Here is a 26,137-nt window from a genome sequence, read left to right as displayed (position 1 = left end):
GGTTTATTTCAGCCAGGTTCCCGGTTGTCGGGTGGTGAAGCGCAACACGGACGCCGGAGGCTCGCACTCCGGTTTCAGGTGGTTGTCGCTCAGCAGCAGGAAGTTGTCCCGGTGAGCCGTGCCAATGGTTTTTGCGCCGTCAGTGGTGAAGCAAGACAGGGCATGCCGATCGGCCACAATCAGATAGCTATCCGGCGTCTCCCTCATCCAAAGCCAGGCATTCCGATCTTCCTGTTCCAGTGAACTGAAGAAGCTGAAATGCGTGAAATCGCGCTTTGAGAAAAGGATAAACTGTTCCCGAAAATCAATCATGCCGATCTGGCCCCCGGCTGGCGCGATCTGCTCTGCCGCCGCCAACACATTCCTGGGGGTGCGCAATGGCTCGAGAATCCGATAACCCCAGGTGGTGAATACCAGCCAGCTCAGCATCAGGGCAACGAACCAGCGCCCAAGAGCCTGGGAGCGCCAGAGCGCTACGAGGCTCACCAGCCAGATAAGCCCGAGGGTGAATAGCAGGCTGCCGGCTTCGTGCAGTCGGGCAGGATCCTGGGTGTAGTCGGCGACTTTTTCCACCAGGCGGGGGAGATCGTTCCAGGCCATCACGCCAATGCTGACCAGGGCGGCACCCAGCAACAGGTGCAGGCCGGTCATGGCCGGCCCGAACCAGCGTGCCGGGCGTTGTCCGCTCAATGCCGGAGCCAGGCTCAGGGCCAGTGCTGGCAGAGCCGGGAGCACATACACCCCGCGTTTGCCCGGGCTCAGGCTGAAAAACGCCACCACCAACACCACCCACGCCAACAGGACCAGGACTTCCGGACTGTGCCTGAGGGCGTTCCGAACGGGCTGCAACAGCGCCAGGAGCAGGAGTGGCAGCGGAAACCAGAGTGAGGGAATCACGCTGGCGAGGTAGTAATACCAGGGCTGAATGTGCCCCCAGGAATCGGCATAGCGCTCACCGGTCTGTTTGAACAGAATGTTGTCGCGATAAGCCAGGGCTTCATCGGTGCCAAGGTGATTGACTGCCAGAACCATCGGCACCAGCCAGGCTGCCACAACGGCCAGCATGACCAGGGGCCCGAGGGCGCAGCGCCAGCGGAGTGTGCCCTGAAATTGAGAAGTGTCCCGCAGTTTCAGAGCCAGTATCGGAATGAACAGCAAGGCGGGAAGAAAGCCAACCCCTTTGGTAATAATGCCAAGCCCCATAAAGGCCCAGGCCACGAAATACCAGCGCCAGGACGGCTGAACAAAAAAGTGCCGGATCAGGCCGTAACAGGCCACCATAACCCAGCAAGCCACCATGGCATCGATCTGGGCACGCTGGGCTTGAATCAGGAACTGGGGCGCCAGCATCAGCAACAGGGCGGCGGTTGCGCCGGTGCGTTGATTCCACAGGCGCGTGCCCAGATCGAAGACCAGCCCCAGGGTCAGCAGGCTGCAGAGGGCATTGGGTAAGAGAAAGGCGATCTTGAGATTGCCGGTCAGCCAGTAGAAGAACGCAATCGCCCACATGAACACCGGCGGCTTATCCGGGTACAGCTCACCGCCCCGCATGGGTAGCAGCCACTGCCCTGATTCCACCATCTCACGGGCGATCTCCGCAAAGCGGGGTTCGTCAGCAGGCCATGGCGAGCGCAAGCCCATGCCCGAGAAAATGACAACGGCGGCAAAGGCCAGGAGCAGCCAGAGTAATCGGCTGCGTGGCAGGTCGAACAGGCGTTCAGGTAACTGACGTAAAAACGGAGTTGCAAGCATAAACGGGAACTCAGGATGGCTCAGACACGGACCGGGCCAGAGACTGGTTGCGTTGACTGTGGTAGAGGAATGCCCCAATCGCTGATGCCACGGCAAAAAGAACGGCACTGACCAGCAGCTGGGTTGCGTCGGTTTGACCGATACCGGCACCGGCCAGGGCGAAGATCACCATTTGCGGAACATAGCCAATGACACTGCCGGTTATAAACGGCAGAAAACGAATGCCGGAACAGCCGGCAATCAGATTGGTGGCCAGGTTGCTGCCGACGGGCAACAGGCGGATCATCAAAATTTTCAGCAGGGTCTGTTCACGGAAGAGTGCGTCAAAGCGGTTGAGCCTGCGCTGGAAGCGATTGAGCAAGGGGGCTCTCAGCAGCAAGCGGGCGGTGAAAAAGCAACCGGTGGTGCCGAGGGCCGTCGCCAGGGTGGAGAGAATCGTGCCCTGCAGGCCGCCCACGGCGAATCCCATGGCCAGTGCCAGCAGTTGTCGGGGCGCGCCAAGCCCGGTGTAGAAGGCGCCTCCGAGCGTGACGGCCAGTAATCCCTGCAGACCGTGTTGTTCAAGGTACCCGGCGATTCTGGCCTGATCTGTGATTAATCCAAACCAGCCGTAGTGCACGGCCCCATAACCTGTCAGAACCAGGCCTGCAAATGCCAGCCAACGAACACCCTTGATCATCTCAGGCCTGCTCGGATGTCGGGAACTCAGCGTGGCTGTCGGCCGGCGCTGCAATGCGGGGCACGCGGGTTCGGCGAATCAGCCACATCACCCCGATCATGTCGATCACACCGGCCCAGGCCCGATTCCAGGCGGTGTATTTGGAGATGCCCGCCGTGCGGGGGCGATGATTGACTTCCACCACGGCAATCTCACCATTCAGACCCTTTACCAGCGCCGGAATAAATCGGTGGGCGTGGTCAAACCATGGCAGTTTCAGGAACGTCGCTCTGGGAAACAGCTTGAGCCCGCAGCCGGTGTCGGGCACCCCATCGTGCAGAAAGACATTGCGCACCTTGTTGGCGAAGCGGGATTGGAAGCGTTTCCACGAGGTATCTTTGCGGTTCTTCCGATAACCGGCAATGCAGAAATCGGTAGCACGGATGCCGTTGGCTTGTTGCAGAAGCGCCGGTATGTCCGCGGGGTCGTTCTGGCCGTCGCCGTCCATGGTCACGATCAGTTGACCCCGTGCGCGGTGGACGCCCGTTGACAGTGCGCCACTCTGGCCGATGCTCTGTTCATGTCGAACCGTGACCAGTTGCCCGCCAAGCCCCTCGGCGGTGCGACGGGCAATGGCCAGTGTCTGGTCATTGCTGCCATCATCCACGACCACTACCTCAAAGCCCGGGTAATCCCGCATCACCGTGAAAGCCTCGGTCAACAGGTGTGCGATATTATCCTGTTCGTCTTTGGCCGGAATCACCAGCGAGAGGGTACGAGGTTGCACCATTGCGTCTGTCTCCCTGAAAGAACCGATGGATCATCGCTGTCGATGATCCAGTCCGGGAGGTATTATTGGCCTGGAACCTTAAATGAACCTTAAGGGCGGGGCTGGCTTGCTGCGTACCGGGCGGGTAGCCAAACGTTGACGCAGAGCCCGCTTTCGCCATCCGCACGGTCGGTCAAAACCAGGTGGCCATGATGCAGCTCGGCAATCCGTCGGGCGATTGCCAGGCCCAGCCCGGCGCCGCCTCCTTTGCGCTGGTCCAGCCGGACAAACCGGCTGAGCGCCCGTTCACGTTCTTCGGGGGGAATGCCCGGGCCTTGGTCGCATACCGAGATGGCATAGCCGTCGCCGTCTGGCGCCAGGCGGGTAGTGATCAGGGTGTGCGCCGGGCTGTACTGAATCGCGTTGGCCAGCAGCGAGCGCATCAGGGTATTGATCAGCGCGCTGTGGCAGCTGATCAGCGATTGCCCAGCCTCATCCTCGAGTACCGGCTCGATGTGCTTTTTCAGGGCCAGTGGTGCCACGTCGGCAATGCTCTGTTCGATAATAGCCGAGAGGTTATGGTACTCCGGCGTGAAATCCGTGCCGGCGTCGACCCGGTTCAGTAACAACATTTGCTCCACCAGGTAGACCATTCGGTCGACAGACTGAATCAGGTCGCCGTAATGCTCCGGGTTGTCGCCGTAGACTTTCTCCAGGTTCAGGCGCAGCGCGGTCAGAGGAGTTCGCAGCTCGTGGGCGGCATCGGCGGAGAACCGGCGTTCCCGTTCCAGGGCCTGGTTCAGGCGTTTCAGCAGGCCATTTACGGCGTGCACCAGCCCGGCGACTTCTTTCGGCGCCTGGCGGTCGTCCAGAGGGTGAATTTTCTCCGGTGCCATATTGCGAACGGACTTCTCCAGCTTTCTCAGGGGCTGGAAACTGACCTGAATGGCGGTCAGCACGGATAACCCCAGCAGGGGCAGTGCCAGCAGGAATGGCAGCACGTTGCCCAGGGCAATCTCCTGGCTCAGCTCATCCCGAACGTCTTCCCTCTGAGCCGTACGAATCCAGAAGCCGGTGGCGGGATCCTGCAGGGTGAAGGTTCGCCACTGGTAGCCCGCAGCCTCTTGCCAGGCAAATCCCGGCTCCAGGCCCTGGGTGTCGTTGGCCCGAAGTGTGTCCAGAACCGGCTGCTGATCTGGTGACCAGACCTCAAAGGCTATTTTCCGTTCGTACTTGTGGCCAGCGCCGTCCGGCAGGATTTCGTCTTCCTCTTCATCGCCCTGAAAGACGGCGTCGGGTAACTCCAGGGTTCTGGACAGGGTAATGGCCAGCTGATCAATGGACTGAGTGCCAGACAGGTGCTCCACCAGCCCCTGCACGATGCGGGTGCTCTGGGCCAGTTCGGCATCAAATAGTTCTTCCAGCTGATGGTCGCTGACGTAAAAGCCCCAGCCGGCGGCAATCAGGGTAATCAGGAAAACGGTGCTGGTAATCAGCAGGATCAGCTTGCGGGTCAGGCTCATGCGCTTTCATCCTCGCCCGCTGCAGCCTTGCTGTCGAGCAGGTAGCCTACGCCACGCACGGTGCGGATGGTCTGTTTGCCCACCCGCCGGCGCAGGTGGTGAATGTGTACTTCCAGAGCGTTGCTTTCGGCGCCCTGATCCCAGCCATACAGCTGTTCTTCCAGGCGCCTGCGGGTGGCTACCTGGTCGGGGTGGCGCATCAGGTGGTGCAGAATCTGCAGTTCGCTGCGCGGCAGCACGGAGGCTTCGGTGCCGACCTGTAGCTTTCCTGACTCCGGATCCAGTATCAGTCGGCCGACTCTCAGTCCGTCGGCCCGGGTGCCGGAGCCCCGGCGCGTAACGGCCCGGATGCGGGCCTTGAGTTCGGCCATGGCGAAGGGTTTGGTCAGATAATCATCGGCCCCGGCGTCCAGGCCTTGAAGCTTCTCAGTCAGGTCGCTGCGGGCGGTCAGAATAATGATCGGCAGGTCGATTCCCTGTTCCCGCACCCTCCGGACGATATGCAGGCCGTCGACTCGGGGTAATGTCAGGTCCAGAATGGCCAGGTCAAAACTCTCGTTGAGTAAGGCATTGAGGGCCTGCTGACCATCATCCAGCCAGTCCACGGTATTCTGGCCGTCCCGCAGCATGCTCAGCATGGTGTTGGCCAGTGGGTGATCGTCTTCGGTTAGAAGTATGCGCATTTGGCTACGCCATCCGGTTGGTTTTTAGCTCAAAGGTTGCTGGTGTTTTTCAGTGTAATGGAATGCGGGCAATTTGCGGTCCGAATTACTGTTCCCAGCCGTATTGTTGGTCATCGGTTCCAGCAGGAACAGCTTGTAACGCCGGTTTTCGTCGACCGGATCGGTAATCTGCTGCAACTGGCCAAGTAAGTCATGCTGGTTTTTTCCCACGGCCACCGCCAAAGGTCGCCGCAGAGTTCCATTCGCGAGCTGAAGACGAAGACTTTCGACGTCAATGCTATCGGCTCTGCCTGCGCTGTAAAACCTGGCCGAAAATGGCGGTTCGCCGGTGTACACAAGCCTGGCCGATGAACGCCCGGCCAGCTGGCTGGCGGTCATCACCAGCTCCCGTTCCGTTTTCAGTTGCTCCGGATGCAGGTAGACCCAGCCGCTGGCAATTGAGCCGAGTAAGGGGATGAACAGGGGGGCGGCTATAGCGGAGCGCTTTAAGCGTCGGCCGGTGTCTGCTGCCAGTAACCCGGAGGCGAGCGCAGCCATAAATGGCAGTCCCGGCAGCACATAGGTCCACAGTATGTTACCGGCCAGGGTAAAGAACACGGCCGGTGCCACCGCGGCCAGGATTACCAGCGCGCTGACATGTTGTTCGCCAGTATGCCATTGCTGCAGCTTGGGAGCGTCGCGCCAGTGGTTGCGAAGCACGCCAGCCACCGCGACAAGCCCCCAGGGCATGCTGGCAAGCACCAGATAGACCCAGATAGTGCCCCGGGGGAAATCGTGGGCGCTGCCGTACAGATCACCCTGCCAGCCGCTGACCACAAAACGCTTGATGTGCTCGCCGACAATGAAGTAATCGAGGAAGCCAGGTGTCTTCAGCTCCGCCAGAACATACCAGGGGGCTGAAATCAGCAGGGTCAGGGCCAGCCCGCGCACCCAGGGCAAACTGTGCCAGAGGGTCTGCCAACGGTTGAAGGTGAGCGCCCAGAGGAGCACCGGCAGGCCAGCAAGCACCAGAACCAGTGGTCCCTTGGCCAGCAGGCCAGTAGCCAGGCCGATGAAGAACAGCCAGCCCCAGAGCGGCGGCCCCCCCTGCAGGCGAATGATCAGGCTCACCAGTGTCAGGCTGGTGCCAAGGGCCAGGAATGAATCCGTCATTACCGTGCCGGCAGACAGAAAGCCCAATGCCGTAGTGGCGTAGATTAACGCAGCCCAGAGCCCTTGAGTTTTGGCTCCGTGGCCGAGCGGGTCGGGGTGCAGGTAGCGACGCAGGTTGTAGACCAGCCAGACGATGCCGACATTGGCCAGCCAGGAGGGCAGTCGGCCGGCGAATTCGCTGACGCCGAACAGCTTGAACGACAGTGCCTGAGTCCAGAACGACAGGGGCGGCTTGCCCCAGAAAGGCACACCAATATCGAACCAGGGGGTTATCCAGTCGCCGGTTTCCGCCATAATCCGCGCCATCTCCGCGTAGCGGGGCTCGGTGGTGTCCGCGAACGGCAACAAGGCAGACAGGCCGAGCCTGGCAGCAAGCACCGAGACCAGCAGCCACAGCAAGGTGTTACTGATTCTGGTCATGGCCGGCCACTCGCAGCATGGGTTGTATGTAAGTCATGGTCTCCTGACTATCTTCCGCCACGATAAAAACCGGGCGTTGCTTGGTTTCCATATAGATGCGCCCGATGTATTCCCCCAACAAGCCGACACACAGAAGCTGGACGCCGGACAGGAAGGTGATCATGGCAATCAGGGAGGCATAGCCCGGTGTTGAAATGCCGAAGGCCAGCGCCCGGATTACCTCCCAGAGGCCAACGGTGCCGCCTGCCCCCGCGGCCAGTAAGCCCAGCACAAGGGCCAGTCGCAGTGGTCGGGTCGAGAATGAGGTGATGCCCTCCATGGCCAGGTGTACGAGTTTCAGGTAGTTCCACTTGGTGCTGCCTGCGATTCGGGGGTCGCGATCGAATTCCAGGGTCACCGTGGGCATACCCACCCAGGCAAACATGCCCTTGAGGTAGCGGTTGCGTTCCGGGAGCTGTTTCAAGGCCTCGACTGTGCGCCGGCTCATCAGCCGGAAGTCGCCGGTATCCACCGGGATCGGAGAATCGCTGATCCGATTGATCAGACGATAGAAAAGGCTGGCCGTGATGCGTTTAATCCAGCTTTCGCCGGCCCGGGATCGGCGTTTCATCAGCACGACATCGGCCCCTTTGCGCCATTGGGCAAGCATGTCGGGAATCAGTTCGGGGGGATCCTGAAGGTCTGCATCCATAAGCACCACGGCCTCGCCGCGGGCGTGCTCCAGGCCGGCCGAGACTGCCGCCTCCTTGCCGAAGTTTCGGGACAACTGCAAGACACGGATTTCTGGCTGCCGTTGCCTGGCGGCCATCAGAATTGCGACGGAATCATCCCGACTGCCGTCGTCGACAAACAGCAGCTCAAAGCTGCCGTCGAGATTTTGCCCGGTTGTCCAGAGTCGAGCCAGCAGGGCCGGGAGCACTTCAGCCTCGTTGTGGACCGGAATAACTATGCTCAGCATAGGTTCAGGGGAGCTTGAGCGTTGTTTTTTCATGGAAAACAAACCTCTTGGCAAAGAAGTAATTGGCAACCGTGACGAGTGCCGTGGCCAGGAACTGTGCTGACAGGACTTTGAGGCCAGCCAGGCTGAGAACGGAGAAGCTGAAAAGGTTCAGGGTCCAGCCCAGACTGGCTGCCGCCAGGTATCGCGGCATCGCGACTCGGTGCGGCAGGTTCGAGGCAAACGCGTACTGATGCTGGGCCACGTAGTTGAAAACCAGTCCGGCCGTGGCTCCGGTTGCTGTTGCTAGCCTGGGGTCAAGCCCGGCCTGAACCAGCAGGCCCATCATCAGCCAATGCAACAGCGTGGCCAGTCCGCCGGCTGCAAGGAAACGGGCAAGTCGGCGTTGAAAAAAATGGCGAGCTTTGGGCATAGGTGTTTGCGTCTGTGTCGATTGTTTTCGGGATAGCCCCGAGGTTGGCCGCAATCTACCCCTCCTTTCTTAAGTGAGCCTTAACCGTGCAGGCACAGAAACCTTAAGGCGCTCTTAAGGTTGCTGTGGTGCCGTCTTAAGACTGGTTTAAGCCAGCCTTTCTAATCTGTCAGCCATGACCCTGCGTCCGTCTGGGCCAGGAAAAGCAAGCAGAGAGAAAGCAGCCATGACTGATCCGTTAACAATGTCGACCTGTTGTCCTCCGGATTCCGGGGAGTTGGTTCCGGCCGTCCGTTGTGCTGGCCGGTGGTTTTGCGAAATCCAGTCCAATACGCCATTGGCCCACACGGTGTCGGATTTCATTCGGCGCCGCTTCCTCCACGCGTACGGGGCCGAGCCTTCCCTGCGTATTCCACGGCTTCTGGCCCTGACAACCGCTCAGGGAACGCTGCTGGCCGCCGTTGGCGTGCGCAATGCGGAACAGGAACGGCTTTTTCTGGAGGATTACCTGTCGGTGCCGGTGCAAACACTGATGCCGGAACCGGGAACCAGACGCAGCGGTATTGCCGAAATTGCCCACCTGGCCGGGGTGGAAGCCGGGGTCAGCCGCTATCTGTTCGCCTCGCTCTCAGTGTGGTTGGATGCTGCCGGCTATGACTGGGTGGTGTGTACCGGTACCGACCAGTTGCGCAACAGTTTCCATCGGCTCGGCATCGCCACGCAGGTGCTGGCGGATGCCGACCCTTCAAAATTGCCGGATGGCGGCGCTGGTTGGGGTCGCTATTACGACCATCATCCGGTGGTGATGACCATCAAGGTCGCTGATGGTATGGCGGCCTTGCGCGCCGCCGGCTTGCTGAAGCTGGTGCAGCCGGTTGTTGCGGCCGAGGATAAACTGCAGGCGGACCTGGGAGGTGCCTATGGCCGCCTTGCCTGATCTCCTGTCTCAGCGGGTCCGGCAACATCCGGAGCGCATTGCACTGCAGGGGCCAGACGCCAGTTTCAGTTATCAGCAGCTATGGCGGGCGGCGCAGTTGGTGGCCGAGCAGTTGCGGAGCCTGGGCGTGAAACGCATAGGCCTGTGTGGCGACAACACCCCGGCCTGGGTGGTTGCGGACCTGGCTTGTCTGATGGCGGACGTGGTGTGTGTACCGGTGCCGGTGTTTTTTTCCAGAAGCCAGACCGAGCACCTGATTCAGCGGGCCGGGCTGGATGCCCTGGTATTCAGTGGCGAAGCAGAACAGGCGGAAATGATCGGTCATGGCGTCTGGCTGAGACATTTGCCGGTGTCCCCTGCTGCCTCCTGGATGCCGGAACACACCGCCAAGATTACCTTCACCTCCGGCAGTACTGGTACCCCCAAGGGCGTGTGCCTGTCGGCGCAGCAGCTGGCGGCGACCGCCGGTGCGCTGCAGCAGCGGCTGGAAGGTGTGGAGCTGGAGCAACACCTGTGCATTCTGCCGCTGGCAACCCTGCTGGAGAACATTGCCGGGGTTTACCTGCCCCTGCTGATGGGCGCCACGGTGACGGTTGCCCCGTTGCAGACCCTGGGCATGACCGGCAGCAGTGGCCTCGATCTCGGCCAGCTGGTGGCCGGCCTGAACCGGCATCAACCCCATTCCGTGATTCTGGTGCCTGAGCTGGCGATGGCGCTGGTCAATGCCGGCGAGCAGGGATTGCTGACAACGGATTCGTTTCGCTTCCTGGCGGTCGGCGGCGGCCGGGTATCGCCGGACCTGTTGGCCCGGGGACGGTCGATTGGGTTGCCTCTGTACGAGGGCTACGGCTTGTCCGAATGTGGCTCGGTGGTGGCGCTGAACGTGCCCGGAGCCGAGCGAGAAGGCTCGGTGGGCCGGCCCCTGGGGCATGTGCAGGTAAAGGTGGATAACGAACACCGGATTCTGGTTCGGGGCAATACCCATCTGGGATATCTCGGTGATGAGCCGCAAGCCGATGACTGGCTCGATACCGGCGATCTGGGCGACCAGGACACAGAGGGCTTTCTGGCTATCAACGGTCGGGCAAAGAACCTGTTGATTACCAGCTTTGGTCGGAACATCAGCCCGGAATGGCTGGAAAGTGAACTGGTCCAGGCATTGGGGGCTGCTCAGGCTGTGGTATTTGGCGATGGTGAGCCACAACCCGGTGCTTTGGTGGTGATCACGGATAACCGAAGCCCTGACGATATACGTGCGGCCCTGACGTTGCTGAATGCCGGTTTGCCGGATTATGCCCGCTTGCAGGCCGTGTACCTGCGCCGGCAACGGCTGACCCAGGCCGAGGGCCACATCACGGCCAACGGTCGCCCGGTGCGGCACCAGATTCAGGCGGACCTGCCCAGGCTCATGGCCGAATCCTTTCCCTTATTCATGAATCTCTCAGTGCCTGCGGGCACTTCTATCCGACAGACAACGCCAGGAGACTCAAACATGGCATTTTTTGACCGACTGCAATCCGAAACTGAACAGGCCCGGGCCCATGTCACCGGAGCCCCGGTGATTCAGGCTATCCGCGAGGGTCGCTTTGATCTTGAGGGTTACACCTGGTTCCTGACCCAGGCCTATCACCACGTGAAGCACACCGTGCCACTGATGATGGCCTGTGGTGGCCGGCTGCCCGAACGGCTGGAATTCGTGCGCAAGGCACTGGTGGAATACATCGAGGAAGAATACGGCCACCACGAGTGGATTCTCAACGACCTTGAAGCCTGCGGCGAAGACAAGGAAGCCATTCGTCATGGCCAGCCCGATACCTCCATCGAGTTGATGGTGGCCTACCTGTATGACCGCATCCAGCGGGGTAACCCGGCGGCTTTTTTTGGCATGGTTCAGGTGCTGGAGGGCACCTCCATTGAGCTGGCCACGCCCCTGGGTGAAGCCATCCAGAAACAGCTGGGCCTGCCCAATCAGGCGTTCAGTTATCTGTACTCTCACGGCGCCCTGGATCAGGACCACTTTGAGTTCTTCCGCAACCTGATGAACGACATCACCGATCCGGAGGACCAGCAGGCCATCATCGAGGCCGCGCGCATGGTGTATCGCCTGTACGGCGATATGCTTCACAGTATTCCGCTGCGGGCCCATGGCAAGGAGCAACGTCATGAGGCTGCATGACCGTACCTTCCTGCTGCTGGGTGGTACCGGTGGCATTGGCCAGGCCCTGATCGGGCCGCTGGTGGAATGCGGTGCCCGGGTGATCGTTGCGACCCGACATCCGGAGCGGCTGGAAAAGCGCGCCGGCGTTTCTCCGGTACACCTGGAGCTGGCCAGCCCGGAGCTGGATCGACAGCTTCAACAGTTGAGTGAGGTGTATCCCGATATTGATGGTGTAATTCATTGCGCCGGCCAGAACCGGTTTGCGGCGCTGGATGCCATGGCCGTCAGCGACCTGGATGCACAGCTTATGGTCAATCTGCGTTCCGCTATGCTGGTGGCCCGGCATTTTGTGCCTCGTTTCCGTAAAGCCGGCGTGGGCGCCCTGGTGTTGGTGGGGTCCACCTTCGGCAGCATCGGGTTTCCCGGCTACACCGCCTATTGCGCCAGCAAGTTCGGCCTGCGCGGCTTCAGCGAAGCCCTGCGTCGGGAGCTGGCGGACACCCCGGTGCAGGTGGTGTACGTAGCGCCCAGAGCCACGGCCACGGCTATGAACCCGGCGCCGGTGAACGAGCTGAACCGTGCCCTGGGCAATGCCATGGACGCACCGGAAGCTGTCGCAGCCCAGATTCTTCAGGCGATGGAAAAAGATGAACGCCGACGTTTTCTCGGCTGGCCGGAAAAACTGTTTGTGGTGATCAACGGCATCCTGCCGAAGCTTGTGGATAAAGCCATGTTAAAACAACTGCCGGTGATCCGGCGCTTTCTGGATTCAGGAGTGGTGTCATGAAGTGGATCGTAATGGTGTTGGCGGGGGTCATGGCCATGCCCCTGTGGGCTCAGGACATGCGGGCTGAACTGGCACAAATCCAGCAACGCTGGGCGCAGATCCAGTATCAGTTGCCCGAAGATGATAAGGAAAAGGCATTTGAGGCACTGGCCAAAGAGGCCGAGACCTTTGTCGCTGATTATCCGGGCCGTGCCGAACCGCTGATCTGGCAGGGTATTGTGCTCAGTACCTACGCCGGCGCCAAAGGCGGCCTGGGTGCGCTGGGACTGGTGAAAGAGGCCCGGGCCTCCCTGGAAGCGGCCCTGAAGATCGCTCCGGAGGCGCTGGATGGCTCAGCCTATACCTCACTGGGTAGCCTGTATTATCAGGTGCCGGGCTGGCCGTTGGGGTTCGGGGATGATGAGATGGCCCGGAAGTACCTGCAGAAATCGCTGGCAATCAACCCGGAAGGTATTGATGCCAATTACTTCTTTGGAGATTTTCTGGCGGAGCAGGACGAGCCTCAACGGGCACGGGTCTATCTTGAAAAAGTGTTGGCAGCCCCGTCGAGACCTGGTCGGGAAGTGGCGGATGCCGGCCGTCGGGCGGAAGCAAAGGCCCGCCTGGACAGCCTTTGAAGCGCATTCGCCGCGACTGTCGGGCTGGACTACACTAAAAAAACCAGTGTAGACAATAGCAGGGAGACCGGCCATTTATGGCAAGCCAGCCCGACGATGAGCAGCCAGAGGGCCTGTCGGCCCGGTTTTTTCAGAAGCTGGCATCCGGCGTGCCGGGCGTGCTGTTTACCTATTGGCTCAGTGCCGATCACCAGTCCCACCGCTATCCCTATGTTAGTGACCAGGTAAAAGAACTGTTCGGCGTCGAGCCGCAAAAGCTCCGGGAAAATGCCGATTCGGTTTTCCGGGTCATTCATCCTGACGATGCGGCCGGCGTTGGTGAGAGCATCCTGCACTCGGTGCGAACGCTGCAACCCTGGTGTTACCGCGCCCGGCTGAGGATGAAGAATGGCGAGTACCAATGGTACGAGGCCCATTCCGTGCCGGAGCGGCAACCGGACGGCAGCACCCTCTGGTACGGCCAGTTCCACAACATTCAGCACTACAAGGAGCTGGAGCAGCATCTTCGGGATAGTGAAGCGGAATTCTCGTTCCAGGCGGGTTTCCAGAAGCTGATTGCCCGGCTTTCCAGTGAGTTCATTCATCTCGGATTTGGCTCCATCGATGACTGCATTGATGAGTTGCTCAGATCCATCGGCGCCTTCTTCAGCGTTGATCGCGCTTACGTCTATGCCTTTTCGCCGGACCTTGCCACCATGACCAATACCCACGAATGGTGTGCTCCGGGTGTGCCATCGTTGATGGCGGATCAGCAGGCGGTGCCGATTGACGATTTCCGCTGGTGGCAGCAACAGATTCGCCTGATGGAGAGCCAGAGCCAGGTGGTGTTCATTGAGGACACTGCGGATTTGCCGCCTGAGGCCGAAAATGAGCGGGCATTGCTGGAGCAGCAGGGAGTCAGTTCCATGTTCTGCGTCCCTGTCCGGATCCGCGGTCAGGTGATGGGCTTCTTTGGTGTGGATTCGTTATCCCGGCGGAGTTGGCGGCGGGATATGGCGGATCTGTTGATTATTGTCTCTGGTCTGTTATCCGGTGCGTTGGAGCGCAACCGGCTGGAAGAGGACCTGCTTAACCAGTCGATTCGTGATCCGCTGACTGGACTGCATAACCGTCGTTACCTGATGCCCCGGCTGGACGAGATCCTTGCTGCCAGCAATCGCCATGGCGACCGTTTCTGCCTGGCCATGTTCGATATTGATCACTTCAAACGGATAAACGACAACCTGGGCCACCTGGCAGGTGATCAGGTATTGATGCGATTTACCGACGTCCTGCTTGCCCACACCAGAACCACCGATGTGGTGTCCCGCTTCGGGGGTGAGGAATTTCTGGTGGTTTTTACCGGGGTAACCGAGAGGGATGTGCAAACCCTGGTGATGCGAATCATGGAAGCAGTAAGGGAGGAGGAATGGTTGGTCGACGGCAAGGCATTAACCGTTACGGTCAGTGCCGGAGCGGTGTGCGTGTCGGAGCTGACAGACGAGCCGGCCACCCCGGAGGCAATGATTGCCAGGGCAGATGATCGGCTTTACCAGGCCAAGGAAGGTGGCCGGGATTGCCTGGTCGATGCAGCGGGATTATCGCGCATATAAGAAAACAGCATTTCACCTTATATATCGTTTCAGTATATCCTTAGATCAAATTAAAGAACTGGCGACTTCAAAGGTGAACACCATGACTCAGCCCATCGTTCAGCATTTTTTCGACGAACCCACTAACACCTTCAGTTATGTAGTGCGCGATCCCGACAGCCAGGCTTGTGCGATTCTGGATTCGGTGCTGGATTTCGATTACGCCGCTGGCCGCACCGATGTGCGCTCGGCCGAAGAGATCATTCAGTACATCCAGGCGAACGATCTGACCGTGGAATGGATTCTGGAAACCCACGTACATGCGGATCACCTGTCAGCAGCTCCCTACCTGCATGAAAAGCTCGGAGGTAAAACCGGTATCGGGGCAAAAATCATTCAGGTACAGGACATTTTCGGCAAGGCCTTTAACGCAGGTACCGAGTTTGCCCGCGATGGCAGTCAGTTTGACCGGCTTTTTGAGGAAGGTGACACCTTTGCGATCGGCAGCCTCGAAGGCCGTGTGCTGCATACGCCCGGCCATACACCGGCCTGCCTCACCTATGTGATTGGCGACGCCGCCTTTGTGGGCGATACCCTGTTTATGCCGGATTACGGCACGGCCCGCTGTGATTTTCCGGGCGGAGATGCCCGGGTTCTCTATCAGTCCATCCAGAAAGTTCTGGCGTTGCCGCCGGAGACTCGAATCTTCCTGTGCCATGATTACAAGGCTCCTGACCGTGATGAATACCAGCACATGACCACCGTGGCCGAGCAGCGCCGGGCCAATGTGCACGTGCACGATGGTGTGTCGGAAGAGGAGTTCGTGAAGATGCGCACCGAGCGGGACGCAACGCTGGATATGCCGAGACTTATCCTGCCGTCGGTGCAGGTGAATATGCGGGCGGGCCATATGCCGCCTGCAGAAGACAACGGCCAGGTGTACCTGAAGGTACCGGTCAACCTGTTCTGAGCCGCGCATGAATCTGAAACGCTATCTGCCCATTCTGCAATGGGCGCCATCCTACGGTCGTGACCAGGCCACCAGTGATCTGGTGGCTGCGGTTATTGTCACCGTTATGCTCATTCCGCAGTCCCTGGCCTACGCTCTGCTGGCAGGCCTCCCGGCGCAGGTCGGGTTGTACGCCAGCATCCTGCCACTGGTGATCTATGCGGTATTCGGAACCAGTCGCACCCTCTCTGTTGGCCCGGTGGCGGTGGCCTCACTGATGACGGCGGCTGCTCTGGCGCCACTGGCCGAGGCGGGCACTGCTGAGTATCTGGCCGGAGCTATTTTGCTGGCGGTGATGTCTGGCCTGATGCTCACACTGATGGGGGTGCTGCGGCTGGGATTCCTGGCCAATTTCCTGAGCCATCCGGTGATATCCGGGTTTATTACCGCCTCGGGCATTGTCATTGCCGCCAGCCAGCTCAAGCACCTGTTCGGTATCCAGGCCAATGGCCACAACCTGTTGGAGATTGGTCATTCGTTACTGGTTTCCCTGGGCAATACCAACTTACCCACGCTGTTGATCGGGGTCGGTGCCCTGCTGTTTCTGCTGTGGTCTCGCCGGTACCTTAAACCGGTACTGCATCGATTTGGCCTGGCGCCCCGGGCGGCCGACATCCTGACCAAGACCGCGCCCATTCTGGCGGTGCTGATCACGACTCTGGTTGCCTGGGTATTGCGGCTTGATGAGCAGGGGGTGCGACTGGTCGGTGAGGTACCGTCAGGATTGCCTGCCTTCACCATGCCCAGTCTGGATATTGGCCTGTGGTCCCAACTGGCGGTCAGCGCCTTGCTGATCAGTGTGGTGGGTTTCGTGGAATCGGTTTCCGTGGGTCAGACCCTGGCGGCCAAACGGCGCCAGCGCATTGACCCGGACCAGGAGCTGATTGGTCTGGGTACCGCCAACCTGGGGTCCGGCCTGTCGGGCGGTATGCCGGTTACCGGTGGCTTTTCCCGTTCGGTGGTGAACTTCGATGCCGGCGCAGAAACACCGGCGGCTGGCGCTTACACGGCGGTGGGCATCGCCCTTGCCACTCTGTTCCTCACTCCGGCCATAGCCTGGCTGCCCCAGGCGACGCTGGCGGCGACCATTATTGTGGCGGTGATCACCCTGATTGATCTGCCGGCACTAGGCCGCACTTTCCGTTATTCCCGTACAGATTTCGGGGCCATGCTGGCGACCATCCTGCTTACCCTCGGTCACAGTGTCGAAGCCGGTATCATTGCCGGGGTGGCGCTATCGATCGGCCTGTTCCTGTACCGCACCAGTCGCCCCCACAGCGCCGTGGTGGGCCGTGTGCCGGGCACCGAGCATTTCCGCAACGTGCTGCGCCATGAGGTGGAACTCTGTCCCAAAGTTACCTTCCTGCGGGTGGACGAAAGCCTGTATTTCGCCAATGCCCGTTTCCTTGAAGAAACCGTGATGGATCTGGTTACCCGGGAGCCTGAGCTGACCGATCTGGTGCTGGTGTGTCCGGCGGTGAACCTGATTGACGCCTCAGCCCTGGAAAGCCTGGAAGCGATTAACGAACGGCTGCGCGATGCCGGGGTGCGTCTGCATTTCTCGGAAATCAAGGGCCCGGTCATGGACCGGCTCAAAGGCACGGAGTTGCTGGAACACCTGGGCGGACGCATCTTCCTGAGCACTTATGAAGCCTGGCAGGCGCTCACGGACCGGGCGGCGTTGGCGGCTTGACCTGAACGGTGTGATCCCATTGACGGTGTATGGGGTATGTGTAGACACTGCCCCGTATTTCCAATCGCACCCGCACTGGTAAAACGCCATGGGAATGACCGACAACCTGCTCTCCACCAGTCAATGGCTGATCACCGCCGTGCTGTTTGCGGTGATCCTGTTGAACGCGGTGCGTTCTGTCGACTGGTCCGCCTTGCGCAAGGATAACGCCCTGCAGCATTCGTTTTTTGGCGCTGCGGTGATGCTGGGTTTTGTCTGGCAGTTGCGGGCAGGTATCTCACCAGGATTGGCGATTCACATCTTTGGCATCACGGTGATTACCCTGATGCTGGGTTGGGCTCTGGCCGTGCTGGCGGGCCTGCTTGCCCTGGTGATCACCGTCATCACCGGGCGAGAGCCGTTACTGATGTTTGCCGCCAACGGTCTGATTACGGTGATGGTCCCGGCACTGGTCAGCCATGGCATCATGTTGTGGGAACGGCGGCGCAATTTCCGTAACTTCTTCGCTTATATCTTCTTCTGTGGTTTTTTCGGGGCCGGTCTGTCGGTAGCCGCGGCCGGTATGGTGATGTGCCTGATGCTGTGGAGCAGCGGTACCTACAGTTTTGATGAACTGGTGCATGAGTATCTGAGGTATCTGCCGCTGTTCATGATTCCGGAGGGCTTCATCAACGGCACCTTTGTCACTGGCCTGATGGTTTTCCATCCGGACCGGCTCAGTACGCTGGACCAGAGCCGGTACCGTTAAGGCCCTTTTCAGATACCGTCACCCTGCTCGGAAACGGTCTGCAGTTCACGAATGTCCCTGCTGGAGTGGATTCTCCGACGCCAGTTGTCCAGCCAGCCCAGTACTTCGGCTGACGGCATGGGCCGGGCGATGCCATAGCCCTGAACCAGGTTGCAGCCCATGTCCCGCAGTGCGATGGCGTGCTCCAGCGTTTCCACCCCTTCGGCCAGTACGGGGTGGTCAAAACGCTGTGCGAGGAAAATGACGCTTTCGACGATGGCACGGTCATTGGCGTCGGTAAGCATGTTGCGGACGAAACTCTTGTCAATCTTGATGACATCCACGGGCAGGGTGCGCAGGTAGGTCAACGAGGAAAATCCGGTGCCAAAGTCGTCCAGCGCCACCTGCAGCCCCAGAGACTGGCAGCGCGCCAGCACATTGCTGGCGCGTTTGGTGTCTTCCAGCGCCGTGGATTCCAGCACTTCCAGGGTGATTTGCCCGGGGCTCACTTCCGGATGACTTTGCAGATAGCCTTCCAGGTAGTCCGCAAACTTCCGGTCCATCAGGTGGGGCGCGCTGATATTGATGCTGACAGCCAGGGCTTCGCCGGCTTCCCGCCATCGGTTCATCTGGTGAATCGCCTCTTTCAGCACCCATTGGCCCAGGGGGATCTCCAGGTGACTGTTGGCCACCGCCGGAAGAAAGGCACCGGGGGTAATCAGTCCTTTTTCGGGGTGGTTCCAGCGAATCAGGGCCTCGAAGGCAATCACCTGGCAGTCGGCCATGCGCAGTTGTGGCTGGAAGTAGAGTTCGAATTCCTCGTTCTCCAGGGCCCGGGAAATCTCCATCAGCAGGTTCCGACGTTCCTTGCGGAAGGCATATTGGCCTGGATCGAAAATATGAAACTGGTTGCGGCCTTTCTCTTTGGCAGCATACATGGCCTGGTCGGCATGGCGGATCAGGCCTTCGGCGTCGGTATCATCCTCCGGGTACAGGGTGACGCCGAGGCTGGCGGTCAGATTTACCGCTTTACCCGCCATGTCGAAAGGCTCACTGACCGAGGTCAGGATACGCTGATACAGCGGCTCTGAATGATCGCTCTGAATCAGCAGAACAAATTCATCGCCGCCGATTCGGGCGACGGTATCTCCGCTGCGGAGACTTCGGGTGAGCCGTTCCGCCACCATTCGGAGGGCCTCGTCGCCGAAATCGTGGCCTAGTTCATCGTTGATGCCCTTGAATCCGTCCAGGTCAAGATAGCAGATGGCGAGTGAGCGTTTCTGCCGGTCCACGTGCGCCCTGGCGGATCGCAACCGCTCTTCCAGAAGCTGGCGGTTGGGCAGGCCGGTGAGGTCGTCGTAATTCGCGGCCCGGTCGAGCTCTTTGGCGTGATTCTTCAGGGCAGTGATATCGGAGAACGCCGCCACATAATAGTGTTTGCCGGGTTCATCCAGGTGCACCCGGCTGATGGATAGCAGTTCCACATATTCCTCACCGTTTTTGCGGCGATTCCACACCTCTCCGCGCCAGTGATCGGTTTTTTCGATGGACTGCCACATGGAACGGTAGTATTCCCGGGAGTGGCGGCCAGAACTCAGAATGGAAGGGTTGAGGCCGAGTACTTCCTGACGGCTGTAGCCGGTAATCCGTGAAAACGCAGGGTTTACATCGATAATGTGGTTGAGGTGATCGGTGATGACAATCGCCTCGTGGCTGCGATCAAAGACGCTGGCAGCGATGCGGAGGCCTCGTTCACTGTTCTTCCGGTCAGAGATGTTGGTCTGGATCACCACGAAGCCGGGTTCAACGCCGTCCTCGCCATCCACCGGTGTGCAGTAGGTGTGTACCCAGTAGGGTTCGCCGCTGGCGGTATATCCGGCTGACGGTATCAGGATCCGTGTCCGGCCCGGCCAGAACCTGGCTGGGAAGCTTTCCACGTACTGCACTCAGCGAGTAGCCAGTATGCTCCTCGAACGCCTGGTTGACCCATTCGATGCAGCCGCCGGCATCCAGTATCAGTGCCATGTTACGGCTGGCGGTGGCGACCAGGGCCAGTCGTTTCGGATCGATATCCGAAGCAGGCTGGGGAGTGTCCGGGGTGTTGGGCATAGATCAGGTGTTCCGGTTAACGGTGGCTTTCGTCTTCCTCCTCTCCATGTGAGAACTGTTCGCGGGTATGGCAATGATGGCGACCCGCAACCTCCGCATTTTTCGTGTACCTGTTATCCGTATATTGCAATGAGAGGTGCGAGGGATGCTACCTCATCCGGGGCTGGAAGGCATTCGACCTTGGTTTCAGAGAATTGATCATCGTCAATTCGTAACAACTTTTTACGGTTCGATGACAATCGAGGCACTATTGCCGCCAGCGGGAATGCTTCTGCAGTTTGCGCTGGAGTGTACGCCGGTGCATGTTCAGGGCCCGGGCGGTTGCTGATATGTTGCCTTCATGCTCATTTAACACCCGCTGGATATGCTCCCACTCCATTTCCTCCACCGACGGCGGTTCCTGGCGCAGTTCAGGGGCGCCTTCAATGGGCTCAAAACCGTGAATCAGCTGGCTTACGGTGACCGGTTTGCACAGGTAGTTCATGGCGCCACGGCGCATAGCTTCAACCGCCGTGGCGATACTGCCGTAACCGGTCAACACCAGGACCTCCAGATTGTCATCAACCTGCAGCAGTTCTGGCAGTAATTGTAGGCCGCTCTCACCCGCCAGATTCAGATCCAGCACGCAGCGTTTAAAGCGCTTCTCGCCAAGGGCCTGGAGCGCATCCGCCCGGTTACTGGCCGTCGCGCTTTCCACGCCCTGTCGTGCAAGAGAGCGGCTTAGTACCTGCAGAAAGCTCTCATCGTCATCAATCAGCAACCAGCATTCGCCGTCTGTCATGTTCAGATAACTCCCGTAGAAGGTGCGCCAGACATCGGAAGGTCGATCACCATGGTGGTGCCCTGATCGCTCACCCGGGCACGAAGGTGGCCGCCCAGTCGCTGTATGGTGGCGTTGGACAGAAACAGCCCCACACCCAGGCCGTTGCGGGAATCCACCACGTCTTCGCCCGGCGCACCGGCAAAGGCACTTTCCAGACCATCGCCGTGGTCTTCGACGATGATCTCGACCCGTGCATTGTCGGCCCTCTGGCAACTGACGGCGACCCATTGCGGGCTGGCGGTCAGGGCGTTGGCGAGCAGGTTCAGTACCGCCTGATCGAGGGTGGCATCTACCGCAACCATGGCCTCGGGACAATCGTCTGCCCAGCGTATCGGCCCGGCGGGCCAGAGCAAGGTTGCAGACTCCCGAAGCCGTTTGAGCCAGGCGGACACCGGCAGGTTTTCCAGTTTTGCGTTGCGGGCTTCGACGGCCGCCTGGGTCAGCTGCTGGAGATGGCCACTGCACAGTGCCAGCTGCTGTTGCATCATGCTCAGATCATCCTCCAGATGCTTATCGTCCTGATCAGAGGTGGCAGAGCGAATTTCATCCAGCAGTAACGTCATGGTGTTCAGGGGCGTTCCGAGACGATGGGCGACGGCCGCGGCGGACAGCCCCAGAGAAATAATCTGTTCGTCGCGAAGCCGGTTTTCCCGGAACTGTCCAAGCTGGGATTGCTGTGCTCTGAGCTGGCGGGCCAGAGTGCCCACTACCAGGAGCAGGATGGTGGCAGTCAGGGCAAAGGTCACCCACATACCCACCAGATGTAGCTGGGCCAGGTCGCCGCCGTGATGCTGATGTTCAATGGCGGGCGTATGCCAGAGCACCAGGGCGGTATACACCAGAACACCGGATACTGTCAGGACGATACTGTGGCGCCCAGGCACTAGGATAATGGCGACCGCAATCGGCAGCAGCAGGAGCGAGACCAGAGGGTTGGTGTAGCCTCCGGTAAGGTAAAGCCAGAACCCGATCAGTACCAGATCGGCTGCCAGGGTAAGGCTGACAAAAACCGCCGAGGCGGGCGGGCGTCGGCTGAACCATAACCATCCGAGCGTGGCCAGTACACCGTATAGCAGGCACAGCAGCAGCGCCTCGGCCCGATGAGCAAGGGTGATGGTGGTTTCGGCAACCGCGACCGCCACCAGCAAGGTGACAATAATGGCCAGGCGCATGCCCAGAAGGTAGCGGGCGGCCTGCCGAAAACCGGTCTGTGAGTGTGTCAGCCATTCCATGAGGGCATTCTAGCAGCGTGTTGTCGGTGCCGGGGCGAAAAACCTCTGGCTATTGCTTCGGGTCAACCGGCCGGTAGCACACCAGTTCCTGCCGAACCACATCACCGGTCAGTTGCAGGGGTGTCTGGTCGGTGACATATACCCGGACGGCGCGCTCAATGTCACTGGCGTTGTCAGGCTGGGAGATTTCGCCGGGCAGAAGGTCAGGTCGGTAGCGGCACTGGTCTGATTCAGGAAACAGCGCCACATAGGCAATACCGGTTTCCACCAGATCCTGGAAGAAATGGGAACCGTAGGACAGATCCGGCACCATGTCGCCGGCATTCTCCGATACCTCCACCAAGGCACTGACGCCGGCAATATCGGCAAACCTGACCGGAACGCCCAGCTCCGGGCTGCTGGTGCCCCAACGTCCGGGACCGATCAGCAGGGTGCTGGCGCTGGATTCCCGAACCACCTCGCCGACACGTCGGGCCACATCGTAACGCTGATTGATATTCAGGTTGGCGTAGATCGCCGCATCTATACGGATAATCCGCGTAATCGCCAGATTGATGTTGCCGCCCATGAAGTGGCCCTGGGTGCGGAAAATCTCTCGCTCCGCGGGCAGATGTTCCGGCAGTGTGACCGGACCGGTTTCACCAATCGTGGCCAGTGGCCGGCACTGAACCAGATTGAAGGAGGGTTCGCCCTGTTCATCAATATGCAGGGTGAACTCGACATCCACGGGATGCTGATAGCCGGCCTCCAGGGTAGATAACAGAGATGACAGCCGCTGAATGAATGAGCTGAACTGAACCAGCGGCCGGAAGGTCAGTCGCCAGACCGGCCCTGGCAGCCCAATCTGTTCCGCCCGGGTACTGGCGGCCCGGTCGATTTCGCCGATCTGGGCCATGGGCAGATCTTGAACGGTGTCCAGTAACTGGCTCAGGGGTCGGGTTTCCAGATGGCCCTCCTGCAGGTCGAGCAGGTCCACCAGATGTTGGGAGAATCGATAGTGTTCGTCCGGGTTGCGGAAAGGTTGCCGGCCGGGATGATCCAGCGCCATCACGCAGGCGTGGTCGCCTTCAATCCGGTCTACGGCCCGGGTGCCCAGCCCCATAACCAGGCGGACCATGCCCACTTTCGGGTTCATGGCGCTGTCCCAGGCAAAGGTGTTTCTGGACACGCCAACGCCCGCGGCATCGGGCAGGTAATAGCGGCCATGGAAACGGCCATTTACCCGCTGGATCAGCAGGGCCATGGGTTCCTCGCGCTGATCCAGGCCTCTTTGTTTACGGTACACCAGAGCGTCGTCACTCATGGACGAGGCGTAGACCTGGCGGATGGCATCTTCCAGTTCCGCCAGTCGCTGTTCCGGTGCCCCCTGGTTGATCAGGAAGACACTGTCGTATTTGCCGGCAAAGGCGTTGCCGAAACCATCCTCCTGCAGGCTGGATGAGCGCACCAGGATGGGATACTGGCCGTAATGGTCAAGCAGGCGTTCCAGCTCCGAACGGACTTCCGCCGGGAATTGCCCGGTCAGGATGGCCTTGCGAAGAGAGGGTGCTTCACTGAGATAACCTTCTGGTGAGCGTTGTCGCATGATTGCCGGCCACAGGCCGTTGTGGACCAGAAATGCGTAGTAGGCGTCGGTGCCCAGGTAGCTGGAATCGTGGGGTTCCAGATTCGGCTGCCAGAGTTCAGGGTCATCTTTCAGCAGAATGTTCCGGGCAATCAGCATGCCTGTGGCCTTGCCGCCAATGTAACCGCTGCCAACCAGACGGCTGCGGATGGTGAGCAGATCTTCCAGGGTCAGGTAGCGCCGGGCCAGTTCCAGAATCTTGGGGTCGCGGCTGATCATCACCTGCAGAACCTGCTCCTGCAGATCAGGCATGCAGGCCTGGTCCTGCTCAAAAACGGCCCGGCTGACTTCCTGGAACAGTCTGTCCCAGTAATCCAGCAGTGGCTGGCGATGCAGGTGCCCGGATTCCAGCGAGGCCTGCAAGCGGGTGGCATCGCTGCTGTCGGTAATCGGCCAGAACTGGCCAGCCTGTTCCCGATGGGGCAGGAACATGGTCGGTGACTGCCGGCGCCAGGCTTTGATGGGATGAATCTGCACATCGTCGCCGTGGCGGTGTACATCAATCATCACCTGGGTGGTCTGGCGAATCCGGTCCAGGGTCATCCGGGAGTGTCGGTCCGGGTGCAGGGCGAACCAGGCGACGGTATCCAGCTCGAACAGGAAGGGACACACGACCCGGAAAAAGTTGCCCACCATGGCGTCGGTGGCCCAGGCGTTGAGTAGCTCACTCAGGCTGTCGCAAACGTAGAAGGCGCCGCGGCCATGCCGTTCGATCAGGTGCCAGACCCGGCTGGTAAAACTCTCGAAACCGCCGAGGGCATCAATAGTGATGGTGCGCACCGCAGGGTGCTGGTCAATGATCGGCGGATGCTCGCCGAAGCGGAGATAGATGATCTGCCGGCCGGCTTTGGCGGCAGCATCCAGAAAGGGAATAACGAATCGGCGGTAATCGTCCAGATCGGAGACCCGCCAGACAACATTGTCGCCGATTCGCAGGCCATCCAGCACCTCATCCAGACCGGGCAGTCCGGTGGACACCCGGCCTGTGGTCTGCTGAGGCTGCTGGTGCGTCATGGCGTGATCAGATCACGCCCATGGCGGTCATAGCCTTGGCTACGCGAAGGAACCCGGTGATGTTCGCGCCCAGCACATAGTTACCCTGAGCGCCAAACTCTGCGGCGGTCTCGTAACAGTTCTTGTGGATATCGATCATGATTTCCTCAAGGCGCTTCTGGGTGTAATCGAAAGTCCAGGAATCGCGGCTGGCGTTCTGCTGCATTTCCAGGGCGGAAGTTGCAACACCACCGGCGTTAGCGGCCTTGCCCGGGCCGTAAGCAATCTTGGCGTCCTGGAAGATGATGATGCCTTCCGGCGTGGTCGGCATGTTGGCGCCTTCGGCAACTGCGATACAGCCGTTTTCCACCAGGGTCTTGGCATCGCTGCCGTTGAGTTCGTTCTGGGTGGCGCAAGGCAGGGCCACATCACACGGAACGCTCCAGATGTTGCCGTCTTCCACGTACCTGGCGTCTTTGTGGTATTCAGTGTAGGCGCTGATGCGGCGGCGCTCCACTTCCTTGATGCGCTTGACCGTCTGCAGGTCAATGCCCTTCTCATGCACGATCATGCCCTGGGAGTCGGAGCAGGCAATTACCTTGGCGCCCAGTTCGTGGCATTTTTCGATGGCATAGATGGCTACGTTGCCGGAGCCTGACACCACCACGGTCTTGCCTTCCAGGGAGTCACCACGAGCCTTGAGCATTTCGTGGGTGAAGAACACGGTGCCGTAACCGGTGGCCTCGGTACGGGCGCGACTGCCGCCCCAGTCCAGGCCTTTGCCGGTGAATACGCCGGATTCGTAGCGGTTGGTGATGCGCTTGTATTGGCCGAACAGGTAGCCGATCTCGCGGCCACCGACGCCGATGTCACCGGCGGGAACGTCGGTGTACTCGCCCAGATGGCGATACAGTTCGGTCATCAGGCTCTGGCAGAAACGCATGATTTCGTCGTCCGACTTGCCTTTCGGGTCGAAGTCGCTGCCGCCTTTACCACCGCCGATGGGCAGTCCGGTCAGGGCATTCTTGAAGATCTGTTCGAAGCCCAGAAACTTGATGATGCCGAGGTAAACAGATGGGTGGAAACGCATGCCACCTTTATAGGGGCCAAGAGCACTGTTGAACTCGACACGGAAGGCTCGGTTGATGTGGATCTCACCGCTGTCGTCCTGCCAGGGCACACGGAAGATGATCTGGCGCTCGGGTTCGCAGATGCGCTGGATGATCTTCTTGTCCGCGAACTCCGGGTACTTCACCAGCACGGGCCCCAGGGTTTCCAGTACTTCGTGAACCGCCTGGTGGAATTCTTTCTCACCCGGGTTGCGATGAAGTACGTCCCGAAAGATCGGTTCCAGCTTTTCGTCGAGTTTTGCAGTCATGGTGTCATGCCCTCGGAATACGCGTATTGAAGGTCGCAGGGAAATGCGGTGCCCAAAAAAAGGGCAGTGATTGCACCACAGCGGTGCGGTAGTTGGCAAGTGAATCCGCTGCAAAGCCCGGCGGCCTGCCCGACGGAGATACCCCCAAGGGG

The 26,137-nt window shown here is 59.9% G+C and carries 22 protein-coding genes; 8 read left to right on the top strand and 14 right to left on the bottom strand.

The genetic code is table 11. The annotated features are described in order from the left end of the window. Positions 1 to 3 precede the first annotated feature (3 nt). From ACSSVV_RS13975 to ACSSVV_RS13940, 8 genes are all read right to left on the bottom strand, one after another. The gene (locus ACSSVV_RS13975) at positions 4 to 1,752 is read right to left on the bottom strand and encodes an ArnT family glycosyltransferase (protein WP_022990568.1); all 1,749 of its coding nucleotides are present in this window, start codon (positions 1,750 to 1,752) and stop codon (positions 4 to 6) included. A gap of 10 nt (positions 1,753 to 1,762) precedes the next feature. Then, positions 1,763 to 2,431, bottom strand: coding sequence for a TVP38/TMEM64 family protein (locus ACSSVV_RS13970; protein ID WP_022990569.1), 669 nt, complete (start codon positions 2,429 to 2,431; stop codon positions 1,763 to 1,765). A gap of 1 nt (position 2,432) precedes the next feature. Continuing rightward, positions 2,433 to 3,200 carry a glycosyltransferase family 2 protein gene (locus ACSSVV_RS13965; protein WP_022990570.1) on the bottom strand — a complete coding sequence of 256 codons (768 nt, stop codon included), beginning with the start codon at positions 3,198 to 3,200 and terminating at the stop codon, positions 2,433 to 2,435. A gap of 89 nt (positions 3,201 to 3,289) precedes the next feature. After that, positions 3,290 to 4,702, bottom strand: a complete 1,413-nt coding sequence (locus tag ACSSVV_RS13960; RefSeq protein WP_022990571.1) for an ATP-binding protein — start codon at positions 4,700 to 4,702, stop codon at positions 3,290 to 3,292. Next, entirely contained in the window at positions 4,699 to 5,385 is a 687-nt protein-coding gene (locus ACSSVV_RS13955) for a response regulator transcription factor (protein ID WP_022990572.1), read from the bottom strand. Before ACSSVV_RS13955 ends, ACSSVV_RS13960 begins: the two co-directional genes overlap by 4 nt. A 24-nt stretch (positions 5,386 to 5,409) precedes the next feature. Continuing rightward, entirely contained in the window at positions 5,410 to 6,957 is a 1,548-nt protein-coding gene (locus ACSSVV_RS13950; protein ID WP_454106423.1) for an ArnT family glycosyltransferase, read from the bottom strand. Then, positions 6,941 to 7,948, bottom strand: coding sequence for a glycosyltransferase family 2 protein (locus ACSSVV_RS13945; protein ID WP_454106422.1), 1,008 nt, complete (start codon positions 7,946 to 7,948; stop codon positions 6,941 to 6,943). The genes ACSSVV_RS13950 and ACSSVV_RS13945 overlap by 17 nt, the downstream gene beginning before the upstream one ends. Beyond that, on the bottom strand, positions 7,920 to 8,327 hold the full coding sequence (locus ACSSVV_RS13940) for a GtrA family protein (RefSeq protein ID WP_011783843.1): 408 nt from the start codon (positions 8,325 to 8,327) through the stop codon (positions 7,920 to 7,922). Before ACSSVV_RS13940 ends, ACSSVV_RS13945 begins: the two co-directional genes overlap by 29 nt. A gap of 226 nt (positions 8,328 to 8,553) precedes the next feature. On the opposite strand from ACSSVV_RS13940, the gene ACSSVV_RS13935 reads away from it, so the two are divergent. The 8 genes from ACSSVV_RS13935 (at position 8,554) to ACSSVV_RS13900 (ending at position 17,847) form a co-directional block, all read left to right on the top strand. Beyond that, positions 8,554 to 9,264 (top strand): thermostable hemolysin, encoded by a 711-nt coding sequence (locus tag ACSSVV_RS13935; RefSeq protein ID WP_167539878.1) that lies wholly within the window; start codon positions 8,554 to 8,556, stop codon positions 9,262 to 9,264. Continuing rightward, complete coding sequence (locus ACSSVV_RS13930; protein ID WP_286714138.1) at positions 9,248 to 11,440, top strand: AMP-binding protein; 2,193 nt, start codon at positions 9,248 to 9,250, stop codon at positions 11,438 to 11,440. The genes ACSSVV_RS13935 and ACSSVV_RS13930 overlap by 17 nt, the downstream gene beginning before the upstream one ends. After that, the gene (locus tag ACSSVV_RS13925; RefSeq protein WP_022993394.1) at positions 11,427 to 12,209 is read left to right on the top strand and encodes an SDR family oxidoreductase; all 783 of its coding nucleotides are present in this window, start codon (positions 11,427 to 11,429) and stop codon (positions 12,207 to 12,209) included. The genes ACSSVV_RS13930 and ACSSVV_RS13925 overlap by 14 nt, the downstream gene beginning before the upstream one ends. Then, complete coding sequence (locus tag ACSSVV_RS13920; RefSeq protein ID WP_023007786.1) at positions 12,206 to 12,826, top strand: tetratricopeptide repeat protein; 621 nt, start codon at positions 12,206 to 12,208, stop codon at positions 12,824 to 12,826. Before ACSSVV_RS13925 ends, ACSSVV_RS13920 begins: the two co-directional genes overlap by 4 nt. Positions 12,827 to 12,903: 77 nt before the next feature. Then, positions 12,904 to 14,418, top strand: coding sequence for a sensor domain-containing diguanylate cyclase (locus ACSSVV_RS13915; RefSeq protein ID WP_454106421.1), 1,515 nt, complete (start codon positions 12,904 to 12,906; stop codon positions 14,416 to 14,418). Between the two features lie 82 nt (positions 14,419 to 14,500). After that, positions 14,501 to 15,367, top strand: a complete 867-nt coding sequence (locus tag ACSSVV_RS13910; protein ID WP_114434391.1) for an MBL fold metallo-hydrolase — start codon at positions 14,501 to 14,503, stop codon at positions 15,365 to 15,367. Between the two features lie 7 nt (positions 15,368 to 15,374). Then, a complete protein-coding gene (locus tag ACSSVV_RS13905; RefSeq protein ID WP_454106420.1) occupies positions 15,375 to 17,099 on the top strand; it encodes a SulP family inorganic anion transporter in 1,725 nt (574 codons plus the stop codon). 88 nt (positions 17,100 to 17,187) lie between these two features. Continuing rightward, positions 17,188 to 17,847 carry an energy-coupling factor ABC transporter permease gene (locus ACSSVV_RS13900; RefSeq protein ID WP_454106419.1) on the top strand — a complete coding sequence of 220 codons (660 nt, stop codon included), beginning with the start codon at positions 17,188 to 17,190 and terminating at the stop codon, positions 17,845 to 17,847. Between the two features lie 8 nt (positions 17,848 to 17,855). Here the strand turns inward: ACSSVV_RS13900 and ACSSVV_RS13895 are convergent, their stop codons facing one another. The 6 genes from ACSSVV_RS13895 to gdhA all read right to left on the bottom strand — a co-directional run bounded on the left by ACSSVV_RS13895 (position 17,856) and on the right by gdhA (position 25,985). After that, positions 17,856 to 19,652 (bottom strand): putative bifunctional diguanylate cyclase/phosphodiesterase, encoded by a 1,797-nt coding sequence (locus ACSSVV_RS13895; protein WP_454106418.1) that lies wholly within the window; start codon positions 19,650 to 19,652, stop codon positions 17,856 to 17,858. After that, on the bottom strand, positions 19,630 to 19,935 hold the full coding sequence (locus tag ACSSVV_RS13890) for a PAS domain-containing protein (RefSeq protein WP_454106417.1): 306 nt from the start codon (positions 19,933 to 19,935) through the stop codon (positions 19,630 to 19,632). Before ACSSVV_RS13890 ends, ACSSVV_RS13895 begins: the two co-directional genes overlap by 23 nt. Before the next feature lie 247 nt (positions 19,936 to 20,182). Continuing rightward, positions 20,183 to 20,716, bottom strand: a complete 534-nt coding sequence (locus ACSSVV_RS13885; RefSeq protein WP_228224414.1) for a response regulator transcription factor — start codon at positions 20,714 to 20,716, stop codon at positions 20,183 to 20,185. A 2-nt stretch (positions 20,717 to 20,718) separates the two neighbouring features. Further along, positions 20,719 to 21,990 carry a sensor histidine kinase gene (locus tag ACSSVV_RS13880; protein WP_228224413.1) on the bottom strand — a complete coding sequence of 424 codons (1,272 nt, stop codon included), beginning with the start codon at positions 21,988 to 21,990 and terminating at the stop codon, positions 20,719 to 20,721. Positions 21,991 to 22,039: 49 nt separating this feature from the next. Beyond that, positions 22,040 to 24,628 (bottom strand): PEP/pyruvate-binding domain-containing protein, encoded by a 2,589-nt coding sequence (locus ACSSVV_RS13875; RefSeq protein WP_454106416.1) that lies wholly within the window; start codon positions 24,626 to 24,628, stop codon positions 22,040 to 22,042. Between the two features lie 7 nt (positions 24,629 to 24,635). Further along, positions 24,636 to 25,985 (bottom strand): NADP-specific glutamate dehydrogenase, encoded by a 1,350-nt coding sequence (gene gdhA, locus ACSSVV_RS13870; RefSeq protein WP_011783856.1) that lies wholly within the window; start codon positions 25,983 to 25,985, stop codon positions 24,636 to 24,638. Positions 25,986 to 26,137: the final 152 nt, after the last annotated feature.

The organism is Marinobacter sp. MBR-105 (assembly GCF_053628895.1).
The sequence above is the reverse complement of the archived record's forward strand: the minus strand, read 5'-3'. Positions and strand labels throughout refer to the sequence as shown.